The organism is Streptomyces nymphaeiformis (assembly GCF_014203895.1).
In the GTDB taxonomy this organism is placed as follows: domain Bacteria; phylum Actinomycetota; class Actinomycetes; order Streptomycetales; family Streptomycetaceae; genus Streptomyces; species Streptomyces nymphaeiformis.
Genome location: NZ_JACHJY010000010.1, coordinates 459,032 through 480,580, shown reverse-complemented (window position 1 = coordinate 480,580; position 21,549 = coordinate 459,032). Strand labels below are relative to the sequence as shown.

Sequence of the window (21,549 nt, the reverse complement as noted above, 5' to 3'; positions counted from 1 at the left end):
GGTGTGGGGTCAGCGGGTGCGGAAGGCGCCCCGCTGGGTCTGGGTGAGGGTGTTGCCCTGGGTGTCGGTCAGTTCGGCACGAAGCGAGACGGTCTTGCCGGGGCCGGGGGTGCGGAGGCCCGCCTTGCCGTCGACGACCGGGACGCGCGTCCAGGTGGTGCCGCCGTCGGCGGACATCGACACGGTCAGGGACCGGACGCCGGTCCCGGCGGCCGCGCCCTGGACGGTGACCGGCACCTGGAGCAGGGTCCCGGCCGGGGCGGTGCCGTCGAGGGCGAGGTCGGGGGCGAAGCGGACGATGCTCAGCGGCAGGGCCGTGGCGCCGGTGGTGGCGGCCGAGGTGAAGGTCCAGGAGGCGGTGACGCTTCCGGCCGACGCCGTGCCGTCGCCCCGGGTCGCCGAGGCGGTCAGCCGGTACGAGGCCTTTCCGGGGGTGGTGGTGAACTCGGCGCGGCCGGGCTCGCCCTGACGGGTGCCGATCAGGACGCCGTCGCGGTGGAGCGTGGTGGTCGCGGTGCGGAAGCGCGGTGCGCTCGGGGTGTGGCCGTCCCCGTCGGCGAGCAGCGGGATGTCGAGCGCGATCGTCTTGCCGTCGCGGACGCCGGCCGGGCGGGCGCCGGGCGTGGTGTCGAGGGCGGGCCCGAAGACGGCGTTGTCGAAGGTCTGCGTGACGGTCGCGCCCGCGTGGACCGCGATTCCGTTCGCCTCGTACCGGTTGGGCGGGGTCTCGGGCGCGGCCGGGCCCGTGAAGGTGACGTCCCAGCGGCCCCGCTCCGGGGTGACCTTCACGGTCGCGGTGGCGGGGAGCTGGAGGGACTGGGCGAGACCGACGGTGGGGCCGGCGCTGGGCTGGACGGAGACGAACCCGGTGCCGGTCGCGCCCTCGGCGGCCGCTCCCCGGATCTTGACCGTGGCCAGCTTGTCGGCTGCCGGGTGGCGGACGAGGCCGGTCAGGGCGCGGTCGGAGGTGAAGGTGTAGCCGAGCGCGTAGTCGGAGCGCGCCCCGGACCAGTAGGTGTCGAACCACTCCTTGACCGAGCCCGATTCGGCGGCCGGGCCGAGGTGGGCCACGCGCAGGCCCTCGCGGCCCATCATGATGTTCGCCGAGCGGGTGGTGCCCTCGTGGGTGACCTCGACGAAGCCGATGCTGTTCAGGTAGCGGGCGCCGGACTCCGGCGGGCGGACGTCCACCGGGGAGGTCGTCCGGGCGTCGACGGTGACGGTCGTGTCGCCGTTCAGGTCCAGGCGGGGCTGGACGACCCAGTCGGTGCCGGTGGCCGGATCGGGGCCGTACAGCGTGGAGTCGAGCAGGTAGCGCCCCTTGGGCAGGCGGACGGTGACCGTGCCGGACGCGTCGTAGGGAGCGGCCTCCTCCTGGGCGCCGGGGCCCGAGATGCCGGTGACGTGGGTGCTGTAGCCGCCGGTGGCGGCGCCCGCGCGGTCGAGGTGCCGGATCGTCAGGGTGTACGTCTCGGGGGTGCCGGACGCCGCGACGGCGGTCGGGGGCAGGGCGGAGAGGGTCGTGCCCGCGATGACCGCGGTGAGGGCCAGGGAGCGCAGGAGGGTGCGGCGGCCGGGGGTGCGGGGGCCGGTCGGGCCGGCTGCGGCGTTGGTGTCCGTCGTACGGCTGGGTGTCGAGGAATCGTTCATGCCCAGCACTGCTCGCAGCGGGAGAGGCGTTCCCGTGACCTGGGTCACATCGGCCGGGAGGTCGGTGGGGCCGGTGAGGCGTGTGGTCCAGGTCACGGGAACCCCGGCGAACCAGCGCCCAGTGCCAGATGTGGAATCACCTATGAGAGATCGTTTCCGCGCCGGGGACCCCACGGCGCTCGGAGAGGCGTACGACGAGCACGCACGCGTGCTGTACCACTACGCCTACCGGGTGTGCGGGGACCGGGCGGCCGCGGAGGACGTCGTGTCCGCCGCCTTCCTGGAGGCCTGGCGCTGCCGCGGGAAGGTGCACGCCGACGGCGGCAGCCTGCGGCCGTGGCTGCTCGGCATCGCGACCAACATCATGCGCGGCGCGGCCCGCGAGGCGCGCCGGCGGGACGCGGCGCTCGCCAGGATCCCCGAGCGCGGCGTCCTGCCGGACTTCGCCGACGACGTACTCGCCCGGATGACCGACGGCGAGCAGATCCGCGCCGCGCGCGCCGCGCTCGGCAAGCTCAAACGGCGCGAGCGCGAGGTGTTCACGCTCGTGGTGTGGGCGGGTCTGGACTACGCGGCCGCCGGGGAGGCCCTTGGCATCCCGGTCGGCACCGTGCGCTCCCGGCTGTCCCGGGCCCGTGAACGGCTCCGGAAGCTCGCCGAGGCCGAACTGCGCTCGGCCCGGCGCCGGGAGCGGTCCGCCGCTGCCCCGGTCCGTTCGACCGGGCGGGCCGCCCGTGGCGGCGACGCGGGCGGGGCGGCGGGCTCGCCTCCCGCCTCCGACGGTGCACTCCCCCACGCCGGACCTGCCTCCGTGCCGGGAGCGGCACCTGGACCCCTCGCCGTGCCCGAATCCCTCGCCGTGCCCGGCGCCCTCTCCGTCCGCTCGACCGTCCGCCCGGCCTTCGCGCCCCGACCCACCCCGGAGAACCAGGCATGAACGCCTTCACCCCCCGCTCGCCGCACGCCGACGCGGACGAGCTCCTGTGTGCCGAGCTCACCGAGCTGCTGCCCCCGCCTCCGGTGCCCGAGCTGACCGCCGAGCGGAACCAGCACCTCAGGCACGCCGTCCTGCGGACCGCCCTGGCCGCCGGGGAAGGCGCGAGCGCCCGCCCGGTGCGCGCGGTCCGGCCGCGCCAGGGGATCCGGCTCGGCTGGATCGTCGCGCCGATGGCCGCCTGCGCGGTCGTCGCCGGTGTCGTCGTGCTCGCGCCCCAGGACGGAACCACAGGGACCCCGGGCCGTATCTCCGCCGGACCGGCCGCCTCGGCCGAGGCGGTGAAGGTCCTGTCCGGTGCCGCGCTCGCCGCGGCCGCCGCTCCCGCGCCCTCCGTCCGGCCCGGTGAGTACGTCTACGTCAGGAGCCTCGTCGCCCACGCGGGGCGCGACGCGGCCGGCGGTGCCGCCACGCTGCCGCCCGCGCACCGGCGCGAGGTGTGGCTGTCCGTCGACGGCAGCCGACCGGGACTGCTGCGCGAGCCCGGTGCCCCCGACACGGAACTCGGCGCCGAAATGCCCGTGTACGAGGTGGACCACCGAGGGGCCACCCCGCGGAAGACCACCGTGGAGGCGGCGCCACCGTCCGTCACCAACCCGACGCACGCGTACGTGGCGACCCTCCCCACGGATCCGGGAGTCCTGCTGCGCCTGATCCAGGACCAGACGCGCGCGGGCGGGGGCGATGCCGATCAGCGGGCGTTCACCGCGATCGGGACGCTGCTCGCCGAGACCTGGGCTCCGCCGAAGGTCACCGCCGCGCTGTACGAGGCGGCGGCGCGGATCCCCGGGGTGACCGTGCTGCCGTCCGCGAAGGACGCGGCCGGACGCGAGGGCGTCGCCGTGGCCCGTACCTCCCACGGCGAGCAGACCCAGTGGATCTTCGACCGGGCGTCGTCGGCGTTCCTCGGCGAGCGCACCGTCCTCACCGAGACCACCTCGGCGGGCCGGGCGGGGACGGTCCTCGGAGTCTCGGCGGTGCTCGCCAAGGCGGCCGCCCCGGCGCCCGGCGAGCGGCCGAAGGGCTGACCGTCGAAACGAGCGGGGCCCGCCGATCCGGTCGGATCGGCGGGCCCCGCTCGTGCGCTCAGCCCCGGCGGTTGGCCGCGAGGGTCTCGTAGAAGTGGAGGAGGCCGAGGTCGTCGACCGAGCCCGCGTTGACGGCCTTGGCCAGGGGGGTGCCCTGGAGCAGGCGCTTGACCGGGACCTCGATGCGCTTGCCCGTGAGGGTGTGCGGGACGCCCGGGACCTCGATGATCTCGTCGGGGACGTGGCGCGGGGAGAGTTCGCTGCGGATCGTCCGCTTGATGCGGTCGATCAGCTCGTCGTCCAGCGTGGCGCCGTCCACGAGGTGCACGAAGAGCGGCATCCAGTATCCGCCGTCCGGTTCCTCCAGGCCGATGACCAGGGACTCGCGGATCTCGGGGAGGCGTTCGACGGCCTCATAGATATCGGCGCTTCCCATCCGGACGCCCTGGCGGTTCAGGGTGGAGTCGGAGCGGCCGTGGATGACGACCGAGCCGCGGTCCGTGATCGTGATCCAGTCGCCGTGGCGCCAGACACCCGGGAACATCTCGAAGTAGCTGTCGCGGTAGCGGCTGCCGTCGGGGTCGTTCCAGAAGTGGATCGGCATGGACGGCATGGGGTTGGTGACGACCAGCTCGCCGACCTCGCCGATCAGGGGCTTCCCGGAGGGGTCCCAGGACTGGAGGTCGGTGCCGAGGCCCGCGGCCTGGAGCTCGCCGATGTGGACGGGCAGCGTGGGGACGGCACCCGCGAAGCAGGAGCAGACGTCCGTGCCGCCGCTGACGGAGGCGATCCACAGGTTCTCGCGGACCTCGTCGTGGAGCCAGCGGAAGCCGTCGGGGGGCAGCGGGGAGCCGGTGGTGGCGACGCACTTCACGGCCGAGAGGTCGAAGTCCCGGCCGGGGTGGACGTCCGCCTTGGCGCAGGCCATCACGTACGCGGCGGAGGTGCCGTACAGGGTGGCGCGGGTGCGCTCGGCGACGCGCCACTGGGCCGCGGTGTCGGGGTAGCCGGGGCTGCCGTCGTACAGGACGACGGTCGTACCGGTGAGGAGGCCGGAGACGAGGAAGTTCCACATCATCCAGCCGGTGGAGGTGTACCAGAAGAACACGTCCTCGGGGCCGAGGTCGCAGTGCAGGCCCAGCTGCTTGACGTGCTCGACGAGGATGCCGCCCTGCGACTGGACGATCGCCTTCGGCAGGCCGGTCGTGCCGGAGGAGTACAGGACCCACAGCGGGTGCGCGAACGGCACCTGCTCGTAGACCGGCTCGACGTCGGCGGCGACCAGGTCGGACCAGGCGAGGGCGCCCTCGGGGGCCGGGGTGCCGAGGAGCGGGATGTGGACGACGGCGCGGAGGGTCGGGAGCTCGGCACGCAGCTCGGCGACGGTGTCGCGGCGGTCGTGCTCCTTGCCGCCGTAGCGGTAGCCGTCGACGGTGAAGAGGACGACCGGCTCGACCTGCTGGAAGCGGTCGAGGACGCTGCGGGCGCCGAAGTCCGGGGCGCAGGAGGTCCACACGGCGCCCACGGCGGCGGTGGCGAGGAGCGCGACGACGGACTGCGGGACGTTGGGCAGGTAGCCGCTGACGCGGTCGCCGGGGTTCACGCCGAGGGCGCGGAGTTCGGCGGCGAGGGAGCCGACCTGGCGGCGGAGCTCGCCCCAGGTGATCGGCGTGGGCTCATGTGTCTCGTCCACATGAAGCAGGGCCGTGTCATGGGGGCGCTCGTCGGCAGCGCGCAGGGCGTGCTCGGCGTAGTTGAGGGTGGCTCCGGGGAACCACTCGGCGCCGGGCATGGAGCGGTCGCCGAGGACCCGCTCGTACGGGGTGGAGAAGCGGAGGTCGAACCACTCGACGACGGCCTGCCAGAAGGCTTCGAGTTCCTCGACCGACCAGCGGTGGAGCGCCGCGTACCCGCCCTCGGCGGGGGCGCCGTGGTGCTCAGCGGCCCAGGCCTGGAAGCGGGTGACGGCGGCCGTGGCGATGCGTTCCTCGTCCGGCTGCCAGAGCGGCTCGGTCGGCGCTGCTGATGTCATTTGGGGCGGCTCCCTGGCTGTACGCGGGTCTGCGTGTGTCTCGCGCACGTGCTGGGGTGTGCGCGTGACGCGGCTGACAGGACGATGCCATGTGATCGTCGATCGCACCAGGTCTGCCCGCCCATGGTCGGGCAGTTGAACATGTGCTCCCACCACGGGTGAACGGCAGCTGAACGGAACCGGTTCGCGCTCCGGCGGGTGGCAGGGTGAGCTGCATGGACGGTCGGGAACTGGTGCGTTCGATGAAAGTGTTCGGTTCGGTGCAGGGCTTGCGGGCGGTGCGGTCGGCGTGGCGGCGGCGCCGTACGGACGCGTGGGGGCTGCCGCCCCGGGGGGCGGAGCGGGCGAGGGTGCCGGGGCTCGCGGTGGAGGCGGAGGCGGCTCCGGGCGGGGGGACCGTCCGGTTCGCCCGGTCCTCGCTCCGGATCTGTGTGTCGGCGGGCGGCACGGTGTTCTGGGGGTGGGACGGGGCCGGACCGCTCCCCTCGTACGCCCTGGCCGGCGAGGCGCCCGACCCTGATCCTCGTGCCTCCCTCGAACCGGACACCGACGGGGGGTGGCGGATCGTGTCGGAGCGGGTGACGGTGACGGTCTCCCGGCACGGTGCGGTGGAGCTCCGGACCCCGGGCGGGGTGCTGCTCCGCCGTGACCTCCCGCCGCGCTGGTGGGAGCCGGTGGCGGGTGACGGTGCCGGGGCGGTGGCGTCGGGGGGCGGGCGGTGGGTGCAGCGCAGTGAGGTGCCGGCCGACGCGCGGTTCTTCGGGCTCGGCGGGCGGTCGGCGGGGCCGCGCCTGCGGGACGGCTCGTACCGGCTGTGGAACACCGACCCCAAGGGTGGCTTCGGCCCCGGCGACGATCCGCTCTACCTGACCATGCCCGTGCAGTTCGTGGTCTCGGACGCAGGTACGCACCTGGCCTTCCACGACAACACCTGGGACGGCCGGATCACCCTCGCCGAGGGCGAGGAGGGGGCCGGGTCCGGGCACGACCGGCCGGGAACCAGCGAGGTGCGGATGACGGGCGGGCCGCTGCGCTGCTGGGTGGTCGTCGGCACCCCCGCGCGCGTGCTGCACGGCTGGGCGGCGCTGACGGGCGCGCCCGCGCTCCCCCCGTCCTGGGCACTCGGGCCGCAGCACGCGCGCTGGGGCTTCGGCAGCGCACGGGAGGTGCGCCGGGTGGTGGCGGGGTACCGGGAGCGGGGGCTGCCGCTGTCCGCCGTACACCTGGACATCGATCACTACGACGGGCACCGGGTGTTCACGGTCGACCGGGAGCGGTTCCCCGATCTTCCGGGACTCGCGGAGGAGTTGCGGGAGCAGGGCGTGCGCCTGGTGTCGATCGTGGACCCGGCGGTGAAGGCCGAACCCGGCGACCCGGTCTACGACGGCGGGGCGGCGGTGGACGCGTTCGTGAAGGACGCGCGCGGCCAGGAGGTGCGCGGGGTGGTGTGGCCCGGCGAGTGCGCCTACCCGGACTTCACCGATCCCGCGGTACGGGAGTGGTGGGGCGGTCTGTACGAGGAGCGGCTCCGGCAGGGCTTCGCCGGGGTGTGGCACGACATGAACGAGCCGGTGTCCTTCGTCCCCTTCGGCGACCCGACCCTGCCCCGCTCGGCGCGGCACTCCCTGGAGGGGCGGGGCGGCGACCACCGGGAGGCGCACAACGTGTACGGGCTCGCGATGGCCCGGGCCGGCTACGAGGGGCTGCGCCGGCTACGGCCGGACGAACGGCCCTTCCTCTTCTCGCGGTCCGGCTGGGCGGGCATGCAGCGGTACGGGGGCACGTGGTCCGGCGACGTCTCGACGGGCTGGCCGGGGCTGCGGGCCTCGCTCTCGCTCGTCCTGGGCCTGGGGCTGTGCGGGGTGCCCTACTCGGGTCCCGACGTGGGCGGTTTCGACGGCAGCCCGTCGCCGGAGCTGTTCCTGCGCTGGTACCAGCTGGGCGCGTGGCTCCCGCTCTTCCGTACCCACGCGGCGATCGACGCGGGGCGGCGCGAGCCGTGGGAGTTCGGCCCCGAGGTCCTGGAGCACGCGCGCGTCGCGCTGGCCGAACGGGAGCGGATGCGGCCGTACTTCACGACGCTGGCCCGGCTGGCCCGGATGACGGGCGCGCCGTACGTCCGCCCGGTGTGGTGGGGGAATCCCGAGGACCGGGCGCTGCGCGACTGCGAGGACGCGTTCCTGCTCGGCGACGGGCTGCTCGTGGCACCGGTCCTCACCCGGGGTGCGGACCGGCGGGCGGTGCGGCTGCCGCGCGGACGCTGGTACGACACGGCGACGGGGCAGGCGTACGAGGGTCCGGGTCAGGTGCTGCTCGACGCGCCGCTCTCCCGCGTGCCGGTCCTGGCCCGGGCGGGGACCGTGCTCCCCGTGCGCGGCGAGGAGGACGAGCTCGTCCTGGAGGTGTGGGCCCCCGCCGCGGGGCGTACGGGCGGCGGGCTCGTCGTACGGGACACCGGGGACGGCTGGGAACCGGCCACGATCGAGCGGTACCAGTCGCGGCTCGTGGACGGGCACGTGGTGGTGGAGCGGGTCACGGACGACGGGGTGGAGGAGGCGGGGCTGCCGGTGCGGGTGCGGGGGCTGTGAGGGCGTGGATCCACTATCCAGTAGCCGAATATTGGAGATTGGATCCTGATCCTGGAGATCGGATCCTGGAGATTGGATCCACGCTGCTGAATCCCCGGTGCTGGATCCCGGGTGTTGGATCCCCAAGGTTGGATCCCGGTGATTGGATCCCGAGCGCTGGATCCTGGAGGTTGGATCCAGCACCCGGGGCCTGTCACCCGTACGCCCCGTCGAACCACTTCCGTACCGCCTCCGTGTGCAGCGGGAAGGCCAGTTCCTCGGGAGTGTGGAGCAGGTGGTGGCCGCTCGTCTCGTCCGTGGGGGTGGACGGCGGGAGTTGGGCGGCCGGACGGGGCGGGAGGAGGCCGAAGAGGAGGAGGTGGCCGGACGGGGAGCTCATGGCGTCGGCGAGGCGGATCTCCTCGGCCGAGGCGGGGATGCCGGTCTCCTCGCGGAGTTCGCGGGCGACGGCGGCGCGCCAGTCCTCGTCGTGGTCGATGAAGCCGCCGGGCAGCGCGACGCCGCCCAGGGCGGGTTCGATGGTGCGGGTGACGACGACGAGGCCGGTTCCCCGCGTGTCGGTGACGGGGAGGAGGGCGACGGCGACGGGCAGCGGGTTGCGGTAGGCGGTGTGGCCGCAGGCCGGGCAGGTGCGGGGCCAGCCGGCGTCGGCGGGGTGGGCCGCGCCGCAGGAGGAGCAGTGGGAGTCCTTCACGGCCCGACGGTATGCGATCACCCTTTCCCGGCGCTGCCGGAACTGATAGACGGTGCGCATGACTGGACTCGCAACCGCTTTCCGTACCCTCGCCGTCGCGGCCGCGGCCGGACTCCTCGCCGTCACCGGTTCCGTCGTCGCGCCCGCTCCCCCGGCCTCGGCCGCGCCGGAGCCGAAGGCGCCCCGGGAGTTCGTGGCCCTGAGCTCCGTGGACCCCACGATCCTCCAGGAGATGCGCTACACGACCGAGCACAACTTCGTCGGCGAGCCGGTGGACGGCTACCGGCAGCCGCTCTGCATCCTGACCCGCCCCGCCGCCGAGGCGCTGCACCGCGCGCAGGTCCGGCTGCTCGCCCGGGGCTACACGCTGAAGGTGTACGACTGCTACCGGCCGCAGCGGGCCGTGGACCACTTCGTGCGCTGGGCGAAGGACCTGGAGGACGAGCGGATGAAGAAGGAGTTCTATCCGCTCGTCGACAAGTCGAGGCTGTTCGCGGACGGTTACATCGCGGAGAAGTCGGGGCACAGCCGGGGTTCGACGGTCGATCTGACGATCGTGCGGCTGCCGGCGGCGCCCACGCGCGCGTACGTACCGGGTGAGGAGCTGGTGGAGTGCTGGGCGCCGCAGGCGGAGCGCTTCCCGGACAACTCCGTGGACATGGGGACCGGGTACGACTGCTTCGACACGCGCTCGCACACCGAGGACCCGCGGATCCAGGGCGCGCAGCGGGCCAACCGGCAGCTGCTCGGGGGCGCGCTCGCCGAGCAGGGGTTCGTGAACCTGCCCGAGGAGTGGTGGCACTTCACCTTCAAGCCGGAGCCGTTCCCGGCCACGTTCTTCGACTTCCCGGTGGCACGGAGGTCGGTGGCAGGGCATTGAGCCCTTCTCAGCACCGGCCTCCCGTGGCACACTTCTGACGCTTCGTCAGATCACGGGAGGTCCCGATGGCACGGACGCGCAGACCGGTGGTGGCCGGATGGTTCACCGACGACACCGTGCCGGAGGCGGAGTTCCGGTTGCTCGGCACCCGCTGCACGGCCTGCGCGTCGGTCTTCTTCCCGCGCGAGGACGACTGGTGCCGCAACCCCGGCTGTCCGGGCGGCGGGGAGCTGGCGGAGGTCCCGCTCTCGCCGCGCGGCCGGGTCTGGTCGTACACCGACGGGCGGTACCGTCCGCCCGCCCCGTACGTCTCCGATCCGGACGCGCCCTGGGAGCCGTACACCCTCGTCGCCGTCGAGCTCGCGGCCGAGGCGATGGTGGTGCTCGGGCAGGCGGCGCCCGGCGTGTCGACGGCCGACCTCGCCGTCGGGACGGAGGTCGAGGTGGTGCCCGGGGTCCTGAACGAGGACGAGGAGCACGTCTGGACCGCATGGAACTGGCGGCCGGTCGCCCGGGGCGTACGGGAGGAGCGGTCGTGAACGACATCGCCGTGCTCGGGGCCGGGATGCACCCCTGGGGCAAGTGGGGCCGGAGCTTCGTCTCGTACGGGACGGCCGCCGCCCGCGCCGCGCTCGCCGACGCCGGTCTGGAGTGGTCCGACATCGGCTCGGTCGTCGGCGCCGACACCATGCGGTGCGGCTACCCCGGGTACGTGGCGGGGGCGACCTTCGCGCAGGCCCTCGGCTGGCAGGGGGCGCGGGTCACCAGCGTGTACGCCGCCTGCGCCTCGGGCGCCCAGGCCATCGGGACCGCCCGGGCCCAGATCCTGGCGGGGCTCGCCGACGTGGTCCTGGTCGTGGGCGCGGACTCGACGCCGAAGGGGTTCCTGGCCCCGGCCGGCGGCGAGAGGCCCGGCGACCCGGACTGGCTGCGGTTCCGGGTGCTCGGGGCGACCAACCCGGCGTACTTCGCGCTGTACGCGCGCCGCAGGATGGCGCTGTACGGCGACACGGTCGAGGACTTCGCCCAGGTGAAGGTGAAGAACGCGGCGGCCGGCGCGCTCAATCCGCTGGCCCGCTACCGCGCGCGCGTGACCGCCGAGGAGGTCGCGGCCTCGGCCGTCGTCGCCGATCCGCTGCGGCTCCTCGACATCTGCGCGACCTCGGACGGAGGCGCCGCGCTCGTGCTGTCCAGCATGGAGTTCGCGCGGCGGCACGGGCACCCCGACCCGGTCCGGGTCCGGGCGGTGTCCACCGTCTCCCCCACGTACCCCAAGGCGGTGCTCGACCTCCCCGACATCGCGACCGACTCGGCGGCGGCCGTCTCCCCCGCCCCGCTCGGCTTCCGCGCCTCGATCGCCCGCACCGCCTACGAGGAGGCGGGGGTGGGGCCCGAGGACCTGTCCTTGGCCGAGGTGTACGACCTGTCCACCGCGCTCGAGCTGGAGTGGTACGAGGACATCGGGCTCTGCGCGCCGGGCGAGGGCGCGAAGCTGCTGCGGGACGGCGCCACGGCCCTCGGGGGACGCGTACCGGTCAACACCAGCGGCGGCCTGGGCTCCTTCGGGGAGGCGGTGCCCGCGCAGGCGATCGCCCAGGTCTGCGAACTGACCTGGCAGCTGCGCGGCACGGCGGGCGACCGGCAGGTGCCGGGGGCCAGGGTCGGCATCACCGCGAACCAGGGCCTGTTCGGGCACGGTTCGGCGGTGGTGGCGGTGCGGTAGGCACGCCGGGAGGTGCCCCTGGGGCCGGCGCCGAGCCCCCCGCCGTCAGGTCGTGACGGCGGCGGGGCTGCGGTCCGCGAGGACGAGGGCGTGCTGGACGACCGCCACGAGGACGTTCTTCACGGACTCGCGGTCCCGGGCGTCGCACATCAGCAGCTCCACCTCGGGGTCGAGGTCGAGCGCGCCGCGCACGCTCTCCGCCGGGAACCGCTGCGCGCCCTCGAAGCAGTTGACGGCCACCGTGAACGGGATGCCGCGCCGCTCGAAGTAGTCGATGGCGGCGAAGCTGTCCTCCAGGCGGCGGGTGTCCGCGAGGACGATCGCGCCCAGGGCTCCCTGCGCCAGCTCGTCCCACAGGAACCAGAAGCGGTCCTGCCCGGGCGTGCCGAAGAGGTAGAGGACGAGGTCCTCACGGAGGGTGATCCGGCCGAAGTCCATGGCGACCGTGGTGGTCGTCTTGGTCTCGACGCCGTGCAGGTCGTCGACGGGCCGCCCGGCCTCGGTGAGGACCTCCTCGGTCCGCAGGGGCCGGATCTCGCTGACCGCGCCCACCAGCGTCGTCTTGCCGACCCCGAACCCGCCCGCGACGAGGATCTTCAGGGTCACCGGCTCGACGAACGGCTTGGTGCGGCTAGAGCGCCCGAAGGCCATTGATCACCTCGCGAAGGATGCTCACGTCCGGCAGCTCGGCCGGCGGAACGGGGCGGGTCACATGGACGAGTTCGTCCTCGACGAGGTCGCCGACGAGGACCCGGACCACCCCGACGGGGAGGTCGAGTCCGGCGGCGAGCTCGGCGATCGACTGGGGCTGCTCGGAGCAGCGTTCGACGATCTCCACGTGTTCCGGGGAGAGCGTCTGGTCCCGGCCGGGGTCGTCGGCGGCGGGCTCGGGGACGACCACCGCGATCAGGTCGAGCCGGTGGCGGGTGGCGGCGCTCGTCCGTCCGCGGGTCATCGCGTACGGACGGACCACCGGCCCGGCCTCGTCGTCGAACCAGTGGTGGTGGCCGGGAGTCGGGCCCGGCTCCCGCCGGCTGCGCTCGGCTTCGTCACTCATGACGTCCCACTCACCCTCCCGAGGGCAGGCCGGTCCGGGGAGCCGTCGTGAGGTGGGCCCCGACCCGCTTCACCATCAGCGTCATCTCGTAGGCGACCTGGCCGACGTCCGAGTCGGCGTCCGCGAGCACCGCCAGGCAGCTGCCGTCGCCGGCGGCCGTGACGAAGAGGAAGGCGTCCTCCAGCTCGACGACCGTCTGGCGGACCTTGCCCGCCTCGAAGTGGCGGCCGACGCCCTTGGCCAGGCTGTGGAAGCCGGAGGCCACGGCGGCCAGGTGCTCGCCGTCCTCGCGGGTCAGCTCCTGGGAGGCACCGGTGGGAAGCCCGTCGCTGGAGAGCACCAGGGCCTTCCGGATGGACCCGACGCGCTGGACGAGCTCGTCGAGGAGCCAGTTCAGTTCGCCGTTTCCGGAGGTCGTGCTGGGTGCTGCGGCGTTCGGTGCGGTCATCGACCGTCCCCCTCGGGTGTCGTTCCTTGTGCTGTCGGGTCGTCCGGCTCTGTGGTGTCCCGCCGGCCGCGCTGCCAGCCGCGCTGCATGGCGGCCATGCGGGCGCGTACCTCCTCGGCGTCGCGCTCGAAGGAGTCGGGCCCGTCGGACGGAGCCGTGGTGCCCGTACGGGTGTCGGTGCGGCTTCCCGCGCCCCGGCCGGCCTTGGCCTCGGTCTCGCGCAGCTGGGGCGCGAGGCTGGCCTGGCGGACGCGGCGCGGCAGGCCGCCGAACGGGTCCGGGCCCGCCGGCGGTACGGGACCGTCCGGCGGTACGGGGACGAGGACGGGACCGGCGCCCGGCCCCGGCAGGACGCCCCGCGCGTCGCCCTGCGGGAGACCCGGCCGGTCGCCGTGCCTGGTTCCGCGCCGGTCGTCCTGCGGGAAGTCCGTCCGGTGCTCCTGCGGGTGCGCGCGGTCGGGCTGCGGCTGGGAGCGGTCGGCCTGGGCGTGGGCGCGGCCCGGCTGCGGGTGCCCGCGGTCGGGCTGCGCGTGGGCGCCGTCCGGTTCGTCGAGGCGGCGGCCGTGGTCCACGACGAGCGTCGGGGTGCGGCGGCGCGGCAGCTGTACGGGGCCGGGGAGCGTGCCGTCGGCGGGCGCGTCCTGGTCGCCGCGGCCCGCGGTCCGGTCCGGGGCCTGCTCGTGCTGCTCCCCGGCGGGCGCGAGTCCGCTGCGGCGGCGGTCGCGGGGCCGGAAGAGGCCGCCGCGCTCGCTGTCGCTGTCGAGGAGGTCGGCGGACCGGTCGAGGAGGGCGTCGAAGTCCTCGGTGCCGAGCGGTGCCTCCAGCTCCACGGGGCCGTCCAGCGGTCCGGGCGCCTCGGTCACGTCGGGGACCTTGGTGAGGGCCGGCCTGCGGAGGGGCAGGGCTGCGTCGGTGGACGCGTCGTCGGTCCCGCCCGGGCGCTCCAGGGTCTTGCGGTCGAGCCGGAATCCGGCGCCCTGGGTCTCGGGCGCGTCGGTGAGCAGCGCGGCCGGGATGAAGACGACCGCGGTGGTCCCTCCGTACGGGGAGGTCTGGAGCGAGACGCGGACGTTCTGGCGCTGGGCGAGCCGGCTGACGACGAACAGGCCGAGCCGGTCGGTGTCCGAGAGCTCGAACTCGGGGGTCTCGGCGAGCCGGAGGTTGGCGTCGAGCAGGGCGTCGGGGTTCATGCCGAGGCCGCGGTCGTGGATCTCCAGGGTGAAGCCGTTGGCGACGCGCTCGCCGAGGACCTGGACGGCGGTGTGCGGGGGCGAGTACACCGTGGCGTTCTCGAGGAGTTCCGCGATGAGGTGGGTGAGGTCCGCGACGGCGGGGCCGCCCACGCCGAGGCGGGGCAGCCGGCGCACCTCGATCCGCTCGTAGTCCTCGACCTCGGCGACGGCGGCGCGGACCACGTCCATGAGCTGGACGGGCTTGCGCCACTGGCGGGAGGGGGCGGCGCCGGACAGGATGACGAGGCCCTCGGCGTGCCGGCGCATGCGGGTGGTGAGGTGGTCGAGGCGGAAGAGGTCGGCCAGCTCGTCGGTGTCCTCCGTGCGCCGCTCCATGGTGTCGAGGAGGGTCAGCTGACGGTGGAGCAGGACCTGGTTGCGGCGGGCGAGGTTGACGAACACCTCGGAGACGCCGCGGCGGAGTTCCGCCTGCTTGACGGCGGCCTCGACGGCGGCGCGCTGGAGGGTGTTGAGGGCCTGGCCGACCTGGCCGACCTCGTCCTCCCCGTACTTCAGGTGCGGCACCTCGGTGCCGACGTCGACCTGCTCGCCGGCGGCGAGGCGGCGCATGACGCTGGGCAGCCGGACGCCGGAGACCTCCTGGGCCTCCTTCTGCAGGCGGCGCAGGTCGCGGATGAGGCGGCGGCCGATGCGGACGGAGATGACGATCGAGGCGAGCAGGGCGAGGAAGCCGAGGACGCCGGCGATGCCGACCTTGAGGAGGACGCTGTACGCGGCGGGCTTGACGCGTTCCTGGTAGCGGTCGCCGGCGGCGGTGTTCTCGCGGGCGAGGGCGTCGAGGACGGGGCTCGCCTGGTCCTGCCAGCGTGCGGCGGTGATGGCGCGCGGGCTGCCGGTGGGGCCCTCTTCGATGATCGCGTTCTCGGCGGTGCGCAGCGGCTGGGTGTCGGGGCTGCGCCAGTACTTCTCGAAGTGCTCGCGCTCGGCGGAGGGCAGGAGTTCGAGGTTGACCTCGTAGAACTGCTCGCGGTTGGCGACGAGGTCGGAGATCGCGCGGATCTCCTCGGAGGTGACGCGGTCCGCGACGAGCGCGGAGAGGACGAGGGCGTCCTCGCGGGAGAGCAGTTCACGCGCGCGCGTGATGCCGACGAGGGCGCGGCCCTGCTTGTCCATCTCCACGTTCTCGAGGGCGTGGAGGGTGATGAGGAAGCTGTAGCAGGGGTCGACGAGCCGGTTGTAGAACTCGAGGGCCTGCATGCGGCCGATGCCGCGGTTCTCGACGGAGCGGCGCAGCGAGGCGAGGCCGTCGAGCGCGTCGAGGAGGGAGTTGAGCCGCTGGCTGGTGACGGGCCGCATCTCCTCGCGAACGCTGGGGTCGGCGGCGTTGGCGCGGATGCGGGCGATCTGCCGGTCGGTGGCGCGGCGGGTCTCGCGCAGGGAGGCGAGGGCGTCGGAGCCACGGGGGTCGGCGAGGTAGACGAGCGACTGGCGGCGTTCGATCTGGATGACCCGGGCGGTGTCCTCCAGGGGGTAGCCGACCTTGTCGACGATGTAGTGGACGCCGAGGAGCTGGTTGGCCTCGCGGCCCGTCAGGACCGTGGCGAAACCCCACAGTCCGGTGAGGGAGACGAGCGGTACGAGCAGCAACGCCACGATCTTCCTGCGGATGGACTTCCCGCGAAAGCGCATGGCCTCCCCCAGCTCGGCCCCCGTGCGCCACGGGGGTCCTTCACGTTCGTGACGGCCGGCGTCAACACGCGGCGTCAACCTTGGATTTCAACAAACGGCGGCGCGAGCCTACTACTGCATCACGGCCATCCCGAAGGCGTGTCCGAGCGATTTTCAGCCTGTCGAGTGAGTCTTGATCATGAGATGTCCTGGTATTGCTGGAGTTGGGATTGGCCACTGTGGCGTAGGACACCTGATGGTGTGCCATTTCTCCGGCCTGCACGGATGGCTGGAACTGTTCGTTCCGCAGGGACGCGGGCCGCGTTCATCCCCACCCGGACGAAACCTTTTCCCTCTCTCGTGCGTCAATGAGTACGGGGAGGGTTGTGTCCGTGTAAAGGCGCTCAAGACGGGCAGCCAACCCTGAGGTCGTTCAGTGGTGGGGAGTGACGGGACAATGGAACACGAGGCACGGCCGGCGCGGCAGTTGTGGGTGGAGGAGGAGCGGGGCCGACGACGGATGCCCGACCCCGTGCGCAACGCCGCCGTGCGGGCCGTGATGATCACGTCGGTGACGCTCATCCAGGCCGTGGTGGCCTTCTTCAGTACGGTCGCGGGCTCCTGGCTCGGCTTCCCGGTGACCATCACCGCGGTCGCCTCGACGGTCGTGGCCACCTGGAGCGTCCTCGACGTCTGGATCACCCGCCAGGTGTGGCGTCAGCGCAACGGCGTGGTGTCGGAGCCGAGCAGCACGGCCCGTCCGTCGATACGGACGCGACGCGAGGAGAGCCGGGCGGAGACGACGCCGCTGTCCGAAGCAGCCTGAACAACGACGACGGCGAACGGCCCGGCACCCTCGAAAGGGTGCCGGGCCGTTCGCCGTCGTTCAGGCCGGGGCTACGCGTCCTCCGCCGGGGCGCCGTCGTCGGACTGGTGCCGGCGGAACATCCGCGTCGCCGTGATCTCGCCGTGGATCGTCTCCCCCTCCGCGGCGGGCTGCGGAAGTCCGGGGCGCAGGTGCTCCTCCACGCTGATGTACTTCAGTCCGGCCCGCAGGTCCGCGTCGTTGCGCAGCCGGATCACCAGCGGGAACTCGGCGAGCGCGGTCGTGTCGAACAGGCCCGTCGTGTAGAGGAGCTGGACGCCCAGCGCGTCCGACACGGCCCGCTGGAGCTCCAGGAGGTACGTGGCGTTGGCGCGGCCGATCGGGTTGTCGAGGAACAGCGTGCCCGCGTGCCGGTGCTTGTCGCGGCCCCGGTCGTTGGAGCGGAGCGCCGCCATCGTGCAGTACAGGGCGATGGCCGCGGTGAGCAGCTGGCCGCCGGAGAAGACGTCGCCCATCTGACCGACGGGGACCCGTTCGGCGCGCAGCACCGCGTCCGGCTTGAGGATCTCGACCGAGACGCCCTTGGGTTCGAGCGCGGCCTGGACGCCCCTGAGGAGCAGGGACATGCCGTCGCGCCGCAGGTCGGAGTTCTTCTTGACGGCGGCGCGGGTCGCCTCGTCGACGACTTCGCCGAGCCGCTCGGCGAGCGTGGCCTGGTCGGGCTCCTCGAAGCGGATCCGCAGGAACTCCTGGCCCGACCACTCGCCGAGGCCCTCGGGGAGCCGGGAGAGCCGCTGGGCGGAGCGGAGCGTCGCGAGCGAGGACTCCACGAGCCCGCGCAGCCGGTCCACGATCGAGCCCCGGTTGCGCTCCAGCTGCTCCAGCTCGTCGGTGAGGACCCGCAGCCGGGGCGCGAAGGCCTCGGCCCACTTGGCGGCGTGCTCGGGCAGCGCGGAGGCGGGCAGTTCGCGGATCTGCTGACGGGCGGGGGTGCGGACCTGCTCGTAGCGGGTGGAGTTGGCGTGCCGGACGAGGATGTCGCTCGCCTCGCGCACGGAGGCGTCGGCGGCGGACAGTTCGGCGGTGCAGGCGCGCAGGGCGCGGCGTGCCTCGGCGGCCGTCGTACGGGCCTCCTCCAGGGTGCCGGGGTACGGCTCGGTCTCCTCCCGCTCCTCGTCGGCGTGGTCGCGGAGCAGGTCCCGCAGCAGGGCCGCCGTCTCGTCGAAGCCGCCGGCCGCGTCCTCGGCGGCCCGGTGGTCCCGGAGCAGTCCGGCGTGGGCGGACCGCGCCGCCTCCAGGGCGTCGGTGCGGGTGGCGAGTTCGGTGGTGGCGGTACGGAGCAGGCCCTGGGCCCGCTCGGCGTCGGCGGGCACCAGCTCCTCGGGCAGTTCGGTGTGCGCCTCGCCGTCCTCGGGGGCCAGGCGCTCGGCCTCGCCGCGGAGCCGGCCGAGCTTCTCGCTCGCCTCGGAGGCGCGGGTCTCCAGCATCTGGACCAGGGCCTCGGCGCGGGCGGCGGCCGCCTGGCGGGAGGGGCCGTCGGCGCCGTCGGTGGACTCCAGGAGCTGTTCGGCGCGGGTGCGGACCTTGTTGGTGAGGCGGTCGAGCTCGGCGAGGGCGGCGGACTCGTCGCTCTCGGCGCGGGCCTGCTCGGCGCGCAGGTCGGCGCCGACGCCGACCTTCTCGTACACCTGGGAGGCGGCCCGGTACGCCTCGCGGAGGGTGGGGAGCGCGACGCGCGGGGCGTCGGCGTCCTCCTCCGGCAGGTTCTCGGGGGCGCCGGCGATCTCGGCGCGCTCGGCCCGCAGGGCGCGGGCGGTGCGGTGGGCGTCGTCGGCGGCGCGCTGGGCCGCGCGGCGGTCCTCGTCGGCGGCGCGGGCGCGCTCCAGACAGGTCTGTGCGCGGGCCTCGGCCTCGGCGGCGTCGTCGGCGAGTTCGCGGAGCTTGGCCTGCCAGGCGGACCGCTCGCGCAGCCGGAACGCGAGGCCGGCGAGGGCGTCGGCGGCGCGGCGGGCCCGCTGGGCGGCCTCCTGGCGCTCGTCCCGGAGCCGGGCGGCTTCGGCGGCGGCCTCCTCGGCCTCCGTACGGACCGCGCGGGCCTCGTCGAGGGAGGCGGCCGCGGCCTCGGCGGTCTCGCGGGCGGTGGTGGCGACGGACGCGAGCTCTGCGAGCATCCCGAACGGGCAGTCGGCGCGCCAGGCGCCGATCCGGGACGCGAGGGCCCGGTCGCCGGCGAGGCGGCCGGCGAGGGTGCGGATCTCCTCGTCGCGGGCGGTGGCGCGGGCGCGCAGCGCGTGCCGCTCCTCGTCGGCCGCGTGCTCGTCGTGCATGGCCGGGTTCGGCGGTACGAGGAAGACGCCGGTGTCCTCCGACCGCTCCTGCGCCGATACGGGGGCGAGCAGGGCGGCGGCGGTGCCGACGGCGACGGCGGAGCGGGGCAGCAGGGCGGCGCTGCCGAGGACCTCGCGGGCGCGTCCGTACGAGACGGGGTCGGTGATCACGACGCCGTCGACGAGCTCGGGGCGGGCGGCGAGGACCCGGGCGTGGTCGGCGGGGTCCACGGCCTGGGCGAGGTACCGCCAGCCGGGGAGGGCGGGGATGCCGTGCTCGCCGAGGTACTCGACGGTGGCGAGGACGTCGGGGCCGGGCGGCAGCAGGCCGCCGTCGCCGAGGGCGCCGAGGATGCGGGAGTCGTCGGCGGCGGCGGTGCGCAGTTCGAAGAGCCGGCTCTCGGCGGAGGCGACGGCCTGGTCGAGCAGGCCGCGCAGTTCGTCGGCGTACCGGTCGAACTCGGTGACGGTGAGCGGGCCCTGGGCCTCCGCACGCGGACCGGCGTCCTCTTCGGCCTCGGCTTCGGAGGCGGTGGCGGCGCGCTGGCCGGGGAGCGGGGAGCCGGAGGACGGCAGGCTGAGGAGTTCGGCGAGGCGCTCCTCGGAGGCGAGGGACTCGGCGGCGCGGCGCTCCGCGTCGTAGGCGTTCCCGGCGGCCTCGGCGGCGTCCGCGGCGCGGGCGGCGGCGAGTTCGGCGCGGGACTCGGCACCGGCGGCCTCACGTGCGCGTTCGGCCGCGGTGCGGGCGGCCTCGCGGGCGGTGTCCCAGGCGGCGACCGTCGTCTTCTCGGCGTCGCTCGCGGCGAGCGCGGCGCGGGCCGGGTCGGCGTCCGGCGCGGTGTCGTCGAGCCAGCCGGCGCGGACGGCCTCGGCGGTCTCCTGCTCGACCTCGGCGAGCCGCTGGCGCAGGTGGCCGGCCTCGCTGCGGGCCCGCTGGGTCTCGGTGGCGGCGGCGGTGGCGTCCCGGTGGGCGGTCTCGCTCGCGTCCTGGAGGGCGGTGGAACGCTCCTCCTCCTCGGCGGCGTGGCGCTCGCCCTCCTCGGCGGCGGCGGCCAGGGCCCGTACGAGATCGGCGGCGGCCTTGGCCCGGGCGGCCAGGGCGGGCGCGGCGTCGCGCTCGGCCTCGCGGATGGCGGCGGCCACGCGCGCGGAGCGGTCGCCGGCGGCCCGGTGGCGAAGCACCGCCTCGGCTGCCTGCCAGGCGGAGTGCAGGGTGCGGGCGTCGGTGAGTTCGCGGCGCTGGGCTGCGGCTCCCTTCTCGGCGGCGGTCAGCGCCAGGGAGGCGTGCCGGTAGGCGAGTTCGGCGGCGATGAGGGAGCTGCGGCTGCGGGCGGTCTCGGCCTCGGCGACGGCGTGCCCGGCGGAGGTGACCTGCTGGGCGAGTTCGGCGGCGCGGCCGCGCTCCTCGGCGGCGCGGGCGGAGAGCCGGCGGGCGAGGGTGCGGGTGCGGCGCTCGGCTCCGGCGTGGACCTCGCGCGCGTGGGCGCGGGTTCCGGCGGCCTCGACGATCCGGCCGAGGAGGTCGACGGAGCCGGCGGTGAAGTCGCGCTCGGCGGTCAGTTCGGCGCGGCGGCCGAGCTTGTTGCCGAAGCCGCCGACGAGGTCCGCGAGGCCGTCGGTGTCACGGGTGTCGGTGACGGCGCGCAGCAGCAGGTCGGTGAAGTCGGAGTCCTTCTTGACCGCGAAGAGGCCGGCGGCCTCGCCCTCGTCGGCGTTCATCTCGCGCTGGTAGCGGAAGAGTTCGGGGTCGAGGCCGAGGTCGCCGAGGTGCTCGTTCCAGCGGTCGTGGATCTCCTCCCAGACCACCTCCAGGTGCGGGTACGCCTTCCCGGCCTCGGTGAGCGCGTCGCGGAAGCCCTTCATGGTGCGGCGGCGGCCGCGCGCGCCGGAGGCGCCCTCGACGGGCGGGCGGACGGAGGTCGCCTCGGCGACGGGGAGGTTGTCCAGGCTGAGTCCGGGGCCGGGACGGAAGGAGTACCAGGCCTCGGCGAACTTCCGCGGGTCGTTCGAGACCTGGCGGCCACGCCACTCGCTGGCCTTGCCGACGACGACGAGTTCGCCGGTGAGGGTGTGCTGCCACTCCAGGGCCACGTGGCCGCAGTCGTCGGCCAGGAGGAACTTGCGCAGCACGCCGGAACTGGCGCCGCCGAGGGTGTTGCGGTGGCCGGGGAGCATGACCGAGAAGATCAGCTTGAGGAGGACGGACTTGCCGCCGCCGTTCTCCAGGAACAGCACGCCCGCGGGGGCCGGGCGGCGCGGCGGGCCGACCGGCTCCTCCTCGAAGAACTCCGCCTGTGTGGGGGCGGGGTGGGGCACGGGCGCGCCGACTCCGCGCAGGTCCAGGACGGTGTCGGCGTAGCGCGCACCGGCGGGACCGATGGAGTAGAGGCGGACCCGGGACAGCTCGTACATGCGGCGGACTCTCGTACTGGGAGGGGGCG

General features: G+C 74.5%; 15 protein-coding genes. 7 read left to right on the top strand and 8 right to left on the bottom strand.

Features of this window, described 5'->3' with window-relative positions:
• Positions 1–9 precede the first annotated feature (9 nt).
• Complete coding sequence (locus GGE06_RS33215; RefSeq protein ID WP_246532902.1) at positions 10–1,746, bottom strand: serine protease; 1,737 nt, start codon at positions 1,744–1,746, stop codon at positions 10–12.
• Between the two features lie 46 nt (positions 1,747–1,792).
• On the opposite strand from GGE06_RS33215, the gene GGE06_RS33210 reads away from it, so the two are divergent.
• Positions 1,793–2,587: an RNA polymerase sigma factor gene (locus GGE06_RS33210; RefSeq protein WP_184932527.1), complete on the top strand. Its 795-nt coding sequence runs from the start codon at positions 1,793–1,795 to the stop codon at positions 2,585–2,587.
• A complete protein-coding gene (locus tag GGE06_RS33205) occupies positions 2,584–3,672 on the top strand; it encodes a CU044_5270 family protein (protein ID WP_184932526.1) in 1,089 nt (362 codons plus the stop codon). The genes GGE06_RS33210 and GGE06_RS33205 overlap by 4 nt, the downstream gene beginning before the upstream one ends.
• Positions 3,673–3,730: 58 nt before the next feature.
• On the opposite strand, the gene GGE06_RS33200 is transcribed toward GGE06_RS33205, so the two are convergent.
• The gene (locus tag GGE06_RS33200; RefSeq protein ID WP_116162096.1) at positions 3,731–5,704 is read right to left on the bottom strand and encodes an acetoacetate--CoA ligase; all 1,974 of its coding nucleotides are present in this window, start codon (positions 5,702–5,704) and stop codon (positions 3,731–3,733) included.
• Between the two features lie 215 nt (positions 5,705–5,919).
• Here GGE06_RS33200 and GGE06_RS33195 point away from each other — a divergent pair, with 215 nt between their 5' ends.
• Positions 5,920–8,292 (top strand): glycoside hydrolase family 31 protein, encoded by a 2,373-nt coding sequence (locus GGE06_RS33195; RefSeq protein WP_184932525.1) that lies wholly within the window; start codon positions 5,920–5,922, stop codon positions 8,290–8,292.
• Positions 8,293–8,485: 193 nt separating this feature from the next.
• On the opposite strand, the gene GGE06_RS33190 is transcribed toward GGE06_RS33195, so the two are convergent.
• Positions 8,486–9,046, bottom strand: coding sequence for an NUDIX domain-containing protein (locus GGE06_RS33190; protein ID WP_116162094.1), 561 nt, complete (start codon positions 9,044–9,046; stop codon positions 8,486–8,488).
• On the opposite strand from GGE06_RS33190, the gene GGE06_RS33185 reads away from it, so the two are divergent.
• From GGE06_RS33185 to GGE06_RS33175, 3 genes are all read left to right on the top strand, one after another.
• Positions 9,045–9,866, top strand: coding sequence for a M15 family metallopeptidase (locus GGE06_RS33185; protein ID WP_184932524.1), 822 nt, complete (start codon positions 9,045–9,047; stop codon positions 9,864–9,866). The genes GGE06_RS33190 and GGE06_RS33185 overlap by 2 nt on opposite strands.
• 65 nt (positions 9,867–9,931) lie before the next feature.
• On the top strand, positions 9,932–10,405 hold the full coding sequence (locus tag GGE06_RS33180; protein ID WP_184932523.1) for a Zn-ribbon domain-containing OB-fold protein: 474 nt from the start codon (positions 9,932–9,934) through the stop codon (positions 10,403–10,405).
• Positions 10,357–11,589 (top strand): lipid-transfer protein, encoded by a 1,233-nt coding sequence (locus GGE06_RS33175; RefSeq protein ID WP_116162092.1) that lies wholly within the window; start codon positions 10,357–10,359, stop codon positions 11,587–11,589. The genes GGE06_RS33180 and GGE06_RS33175 overlap by 49 nt, the downstream gene beginning before the upstream one ends.
• A 45-nt stretch (positions 11,590–11,634) precedes the next feature.
• Here the strand turns inward: GGE06_RS33175 and GGE06_RS33170 are convergent, their stop codons facing one another.
• Genes GGE06_RS33170 through GGE06_RS33155 form a run of 4 tightly spaced genes read right to left on the bottom strand, consistent with a single transcriptional unit; the run spans position 11,635 to position 15,976 of the window.
• Positions 11,635–12,240, bottom strand: a complete 606-nt coding sequence (locus tag GGE06_RS33170; RefSeq protein ID WP_116162091.1) for a GTP-binding protein — start codon at positions 12,238–12,240, stop codon at positions 11,635–11,637.
• On the bottom strand, positions 12,221–12,646 hold the full coding sequence (locus tag GGE06_RS33165) for a DUF742 domain-containing protein (RefSeq protein WP_116162090.1): 426 nt from the start codon (positions 12,644–12,646) through the stop codon (positions 12,221–12,223). Before GGE06_RS33165 ends, GGE06_RS33170 begins: the two co-directional genes overlap by 20 nt.
• Positions 12,647–12,656: 10 nt before the next feature.
• Positions 12,657–13,094 carry a roadblock/LC7 domain-containing protein gene (locus GGE06_RS33160; protein WP_116162089.1) on the bottom strand — a complete coding sequence of 146 codons (438 nt, stop codon included), beginning with the start codon at positions 13,092–13,094 and terminating at the stop codon, positions 12,657–12,659.
• Positions 13,091–15,976: a sensor histidine kinase gene (locus GGE06_RS33155; RefSeq protein ID WP_184932522.1), complete on the bottom strand. Its 2,886-nt coding sequence runs from the start codon at positions 15,974–15,976 to the stop codon at positions 13,091–13,093. Before GGE06_RS33155 ends, GGE06_RS33160 begins: the two co-directional genes overlap by 4 nt.
• 436 nt (positions 15,977–16,412) lie before the next feature.
• On the opposite strand from GGE06_RS33155, the gene GGE06_RS33150 reads away from it, so the two are divergent.
• Entirely contained in the window at positions 16,413–16,781 is a 369-nt protein-coding gene (locus GGE06_RS33150) for a hypothetical protein (RefSeq protein WP_116162087.1), read from the top strand.
• Between the two features lie 71 nt (positions 16,782–16,852).
• Here the strand turns inward: GGE06_RS33150 and GGE06_RS33145 are convergent, their stop codons facing one another.
• A complete protein-coding gene (locus GGE06_RS33145; RefSeq protein WP_184932521.1) occupies positions 16,853–21,520 on the bottom strand; it encodes a hypothetical protein in 4,668 nt (1,555 codons plus the stop codon).
• Positions 21,521–21,549: the final 29 nt, after the last annotated feature.

Excerpts from the sequence above, each read along its gene's own strand:
- GGE06_RS33155 (WP_184932522.1), bottom strand. The coding sequence starts at position 15,976 with ATGCGCTTTCGCGGGAAGTCCATCCGCAGGAAGATCGTGGCGTTGCTG.
- GGE06_RS33170 (WP_116162091.1), bottom strand. The coding sequence starts at position 12,240 with ATGGCCTTCGGGCGCTCTAGCCGCACCAAGCCGTTCGTCGAGCCGGTG.
- GGE06_RS33150 (WP_116162087.1), top strand. The coding sequence starts at position 16,413 with ATGGAACACGAGGCACGGCCGGCGCGGCAGTTGTGGGTGGAGGAGGAG.
- GGE06_RS33165 (WP_116162090.1), bottom strand. The coding sequence starts at position 12,646 with ATGAGTGACGAAGCCGAGCGCAGCCGGCGGGAGCCGGGCCCGACTCCC.
- GGE06_RS33175 (WP_116162092.1), top strand. The coding sequence starts at position 10,357 with ATGGAACTGGCGGCCGGTCGCCCGGGGCGTACGGGAGGAGCGGTCGTG.
- GGE06_RS33180 (WP_184932523.1), top strand. The coding sequence starts at position 9,932 with ATGGCACGGACGCGCAGACCGGTGGTGGCCGGATGGTTCACCGACGAC.
- GGE06_RS33210 (WP_184932527.1), top strand. The coding sequence starts at position 1,793 with ATGAGAGATCGTTTCCGCGCCGGGGACCCCACGGCGCTCGGAGAGGCG.
- GGE06_RS33145 (WP_184932521.1), bottom strand. The coding sequence starts at position 21,520 with ATGTACGAGCTGTCCCGGGTCCGCCTCTACTCCATCGGTCCCGCCGGT.
- GGE06_RS33205 (WP_184932526.1), top strand. The coding sequence starts at position 2,584 with ATGAACGCCTTCACCCCCCGCTCGCCGCACGCCGACGCGGACGAGCTC.
- GGE06_RS33160 (WP_116162089.1), bottom strand. The coding sequence starts at position 13,094 with ATGACCGCACCGAACGCCGCAGCACCCAGCACGACCTCCGGAAACGGC.
- GGE06_RS33200 (WP_116162096.1), bottom strand. The coding sequence starts at position 5,704 with ATGACATCAGCAGCGCCGACCGAGCCGCTCTGGCAGCCGGACGAGGAA.
- GGE06_RS33185 (WP_184932524.1), top strand. The coding sequence starts at position 9,045 with ATGACTGGACTCGCAACCGCTTTCCGTACCCTCGCCGTCGCGGCCGCG.
- GGE06_RS33190 (WP_116162094.1), bottom strand. The coding sequence starts at position 9,046 with ATGCGCACCGTCTATCAGTTCCGGCAGCGCCGGGAAAGGGTGATCGCA.
- GGE06_RS33195 (WP_184932525.1), top strand. The coding sequence starts at position 5,920 with ATGGACGGTCGGGAACTGGTGCGTTCGATGAAAGTGTTCGGTTCGGTG.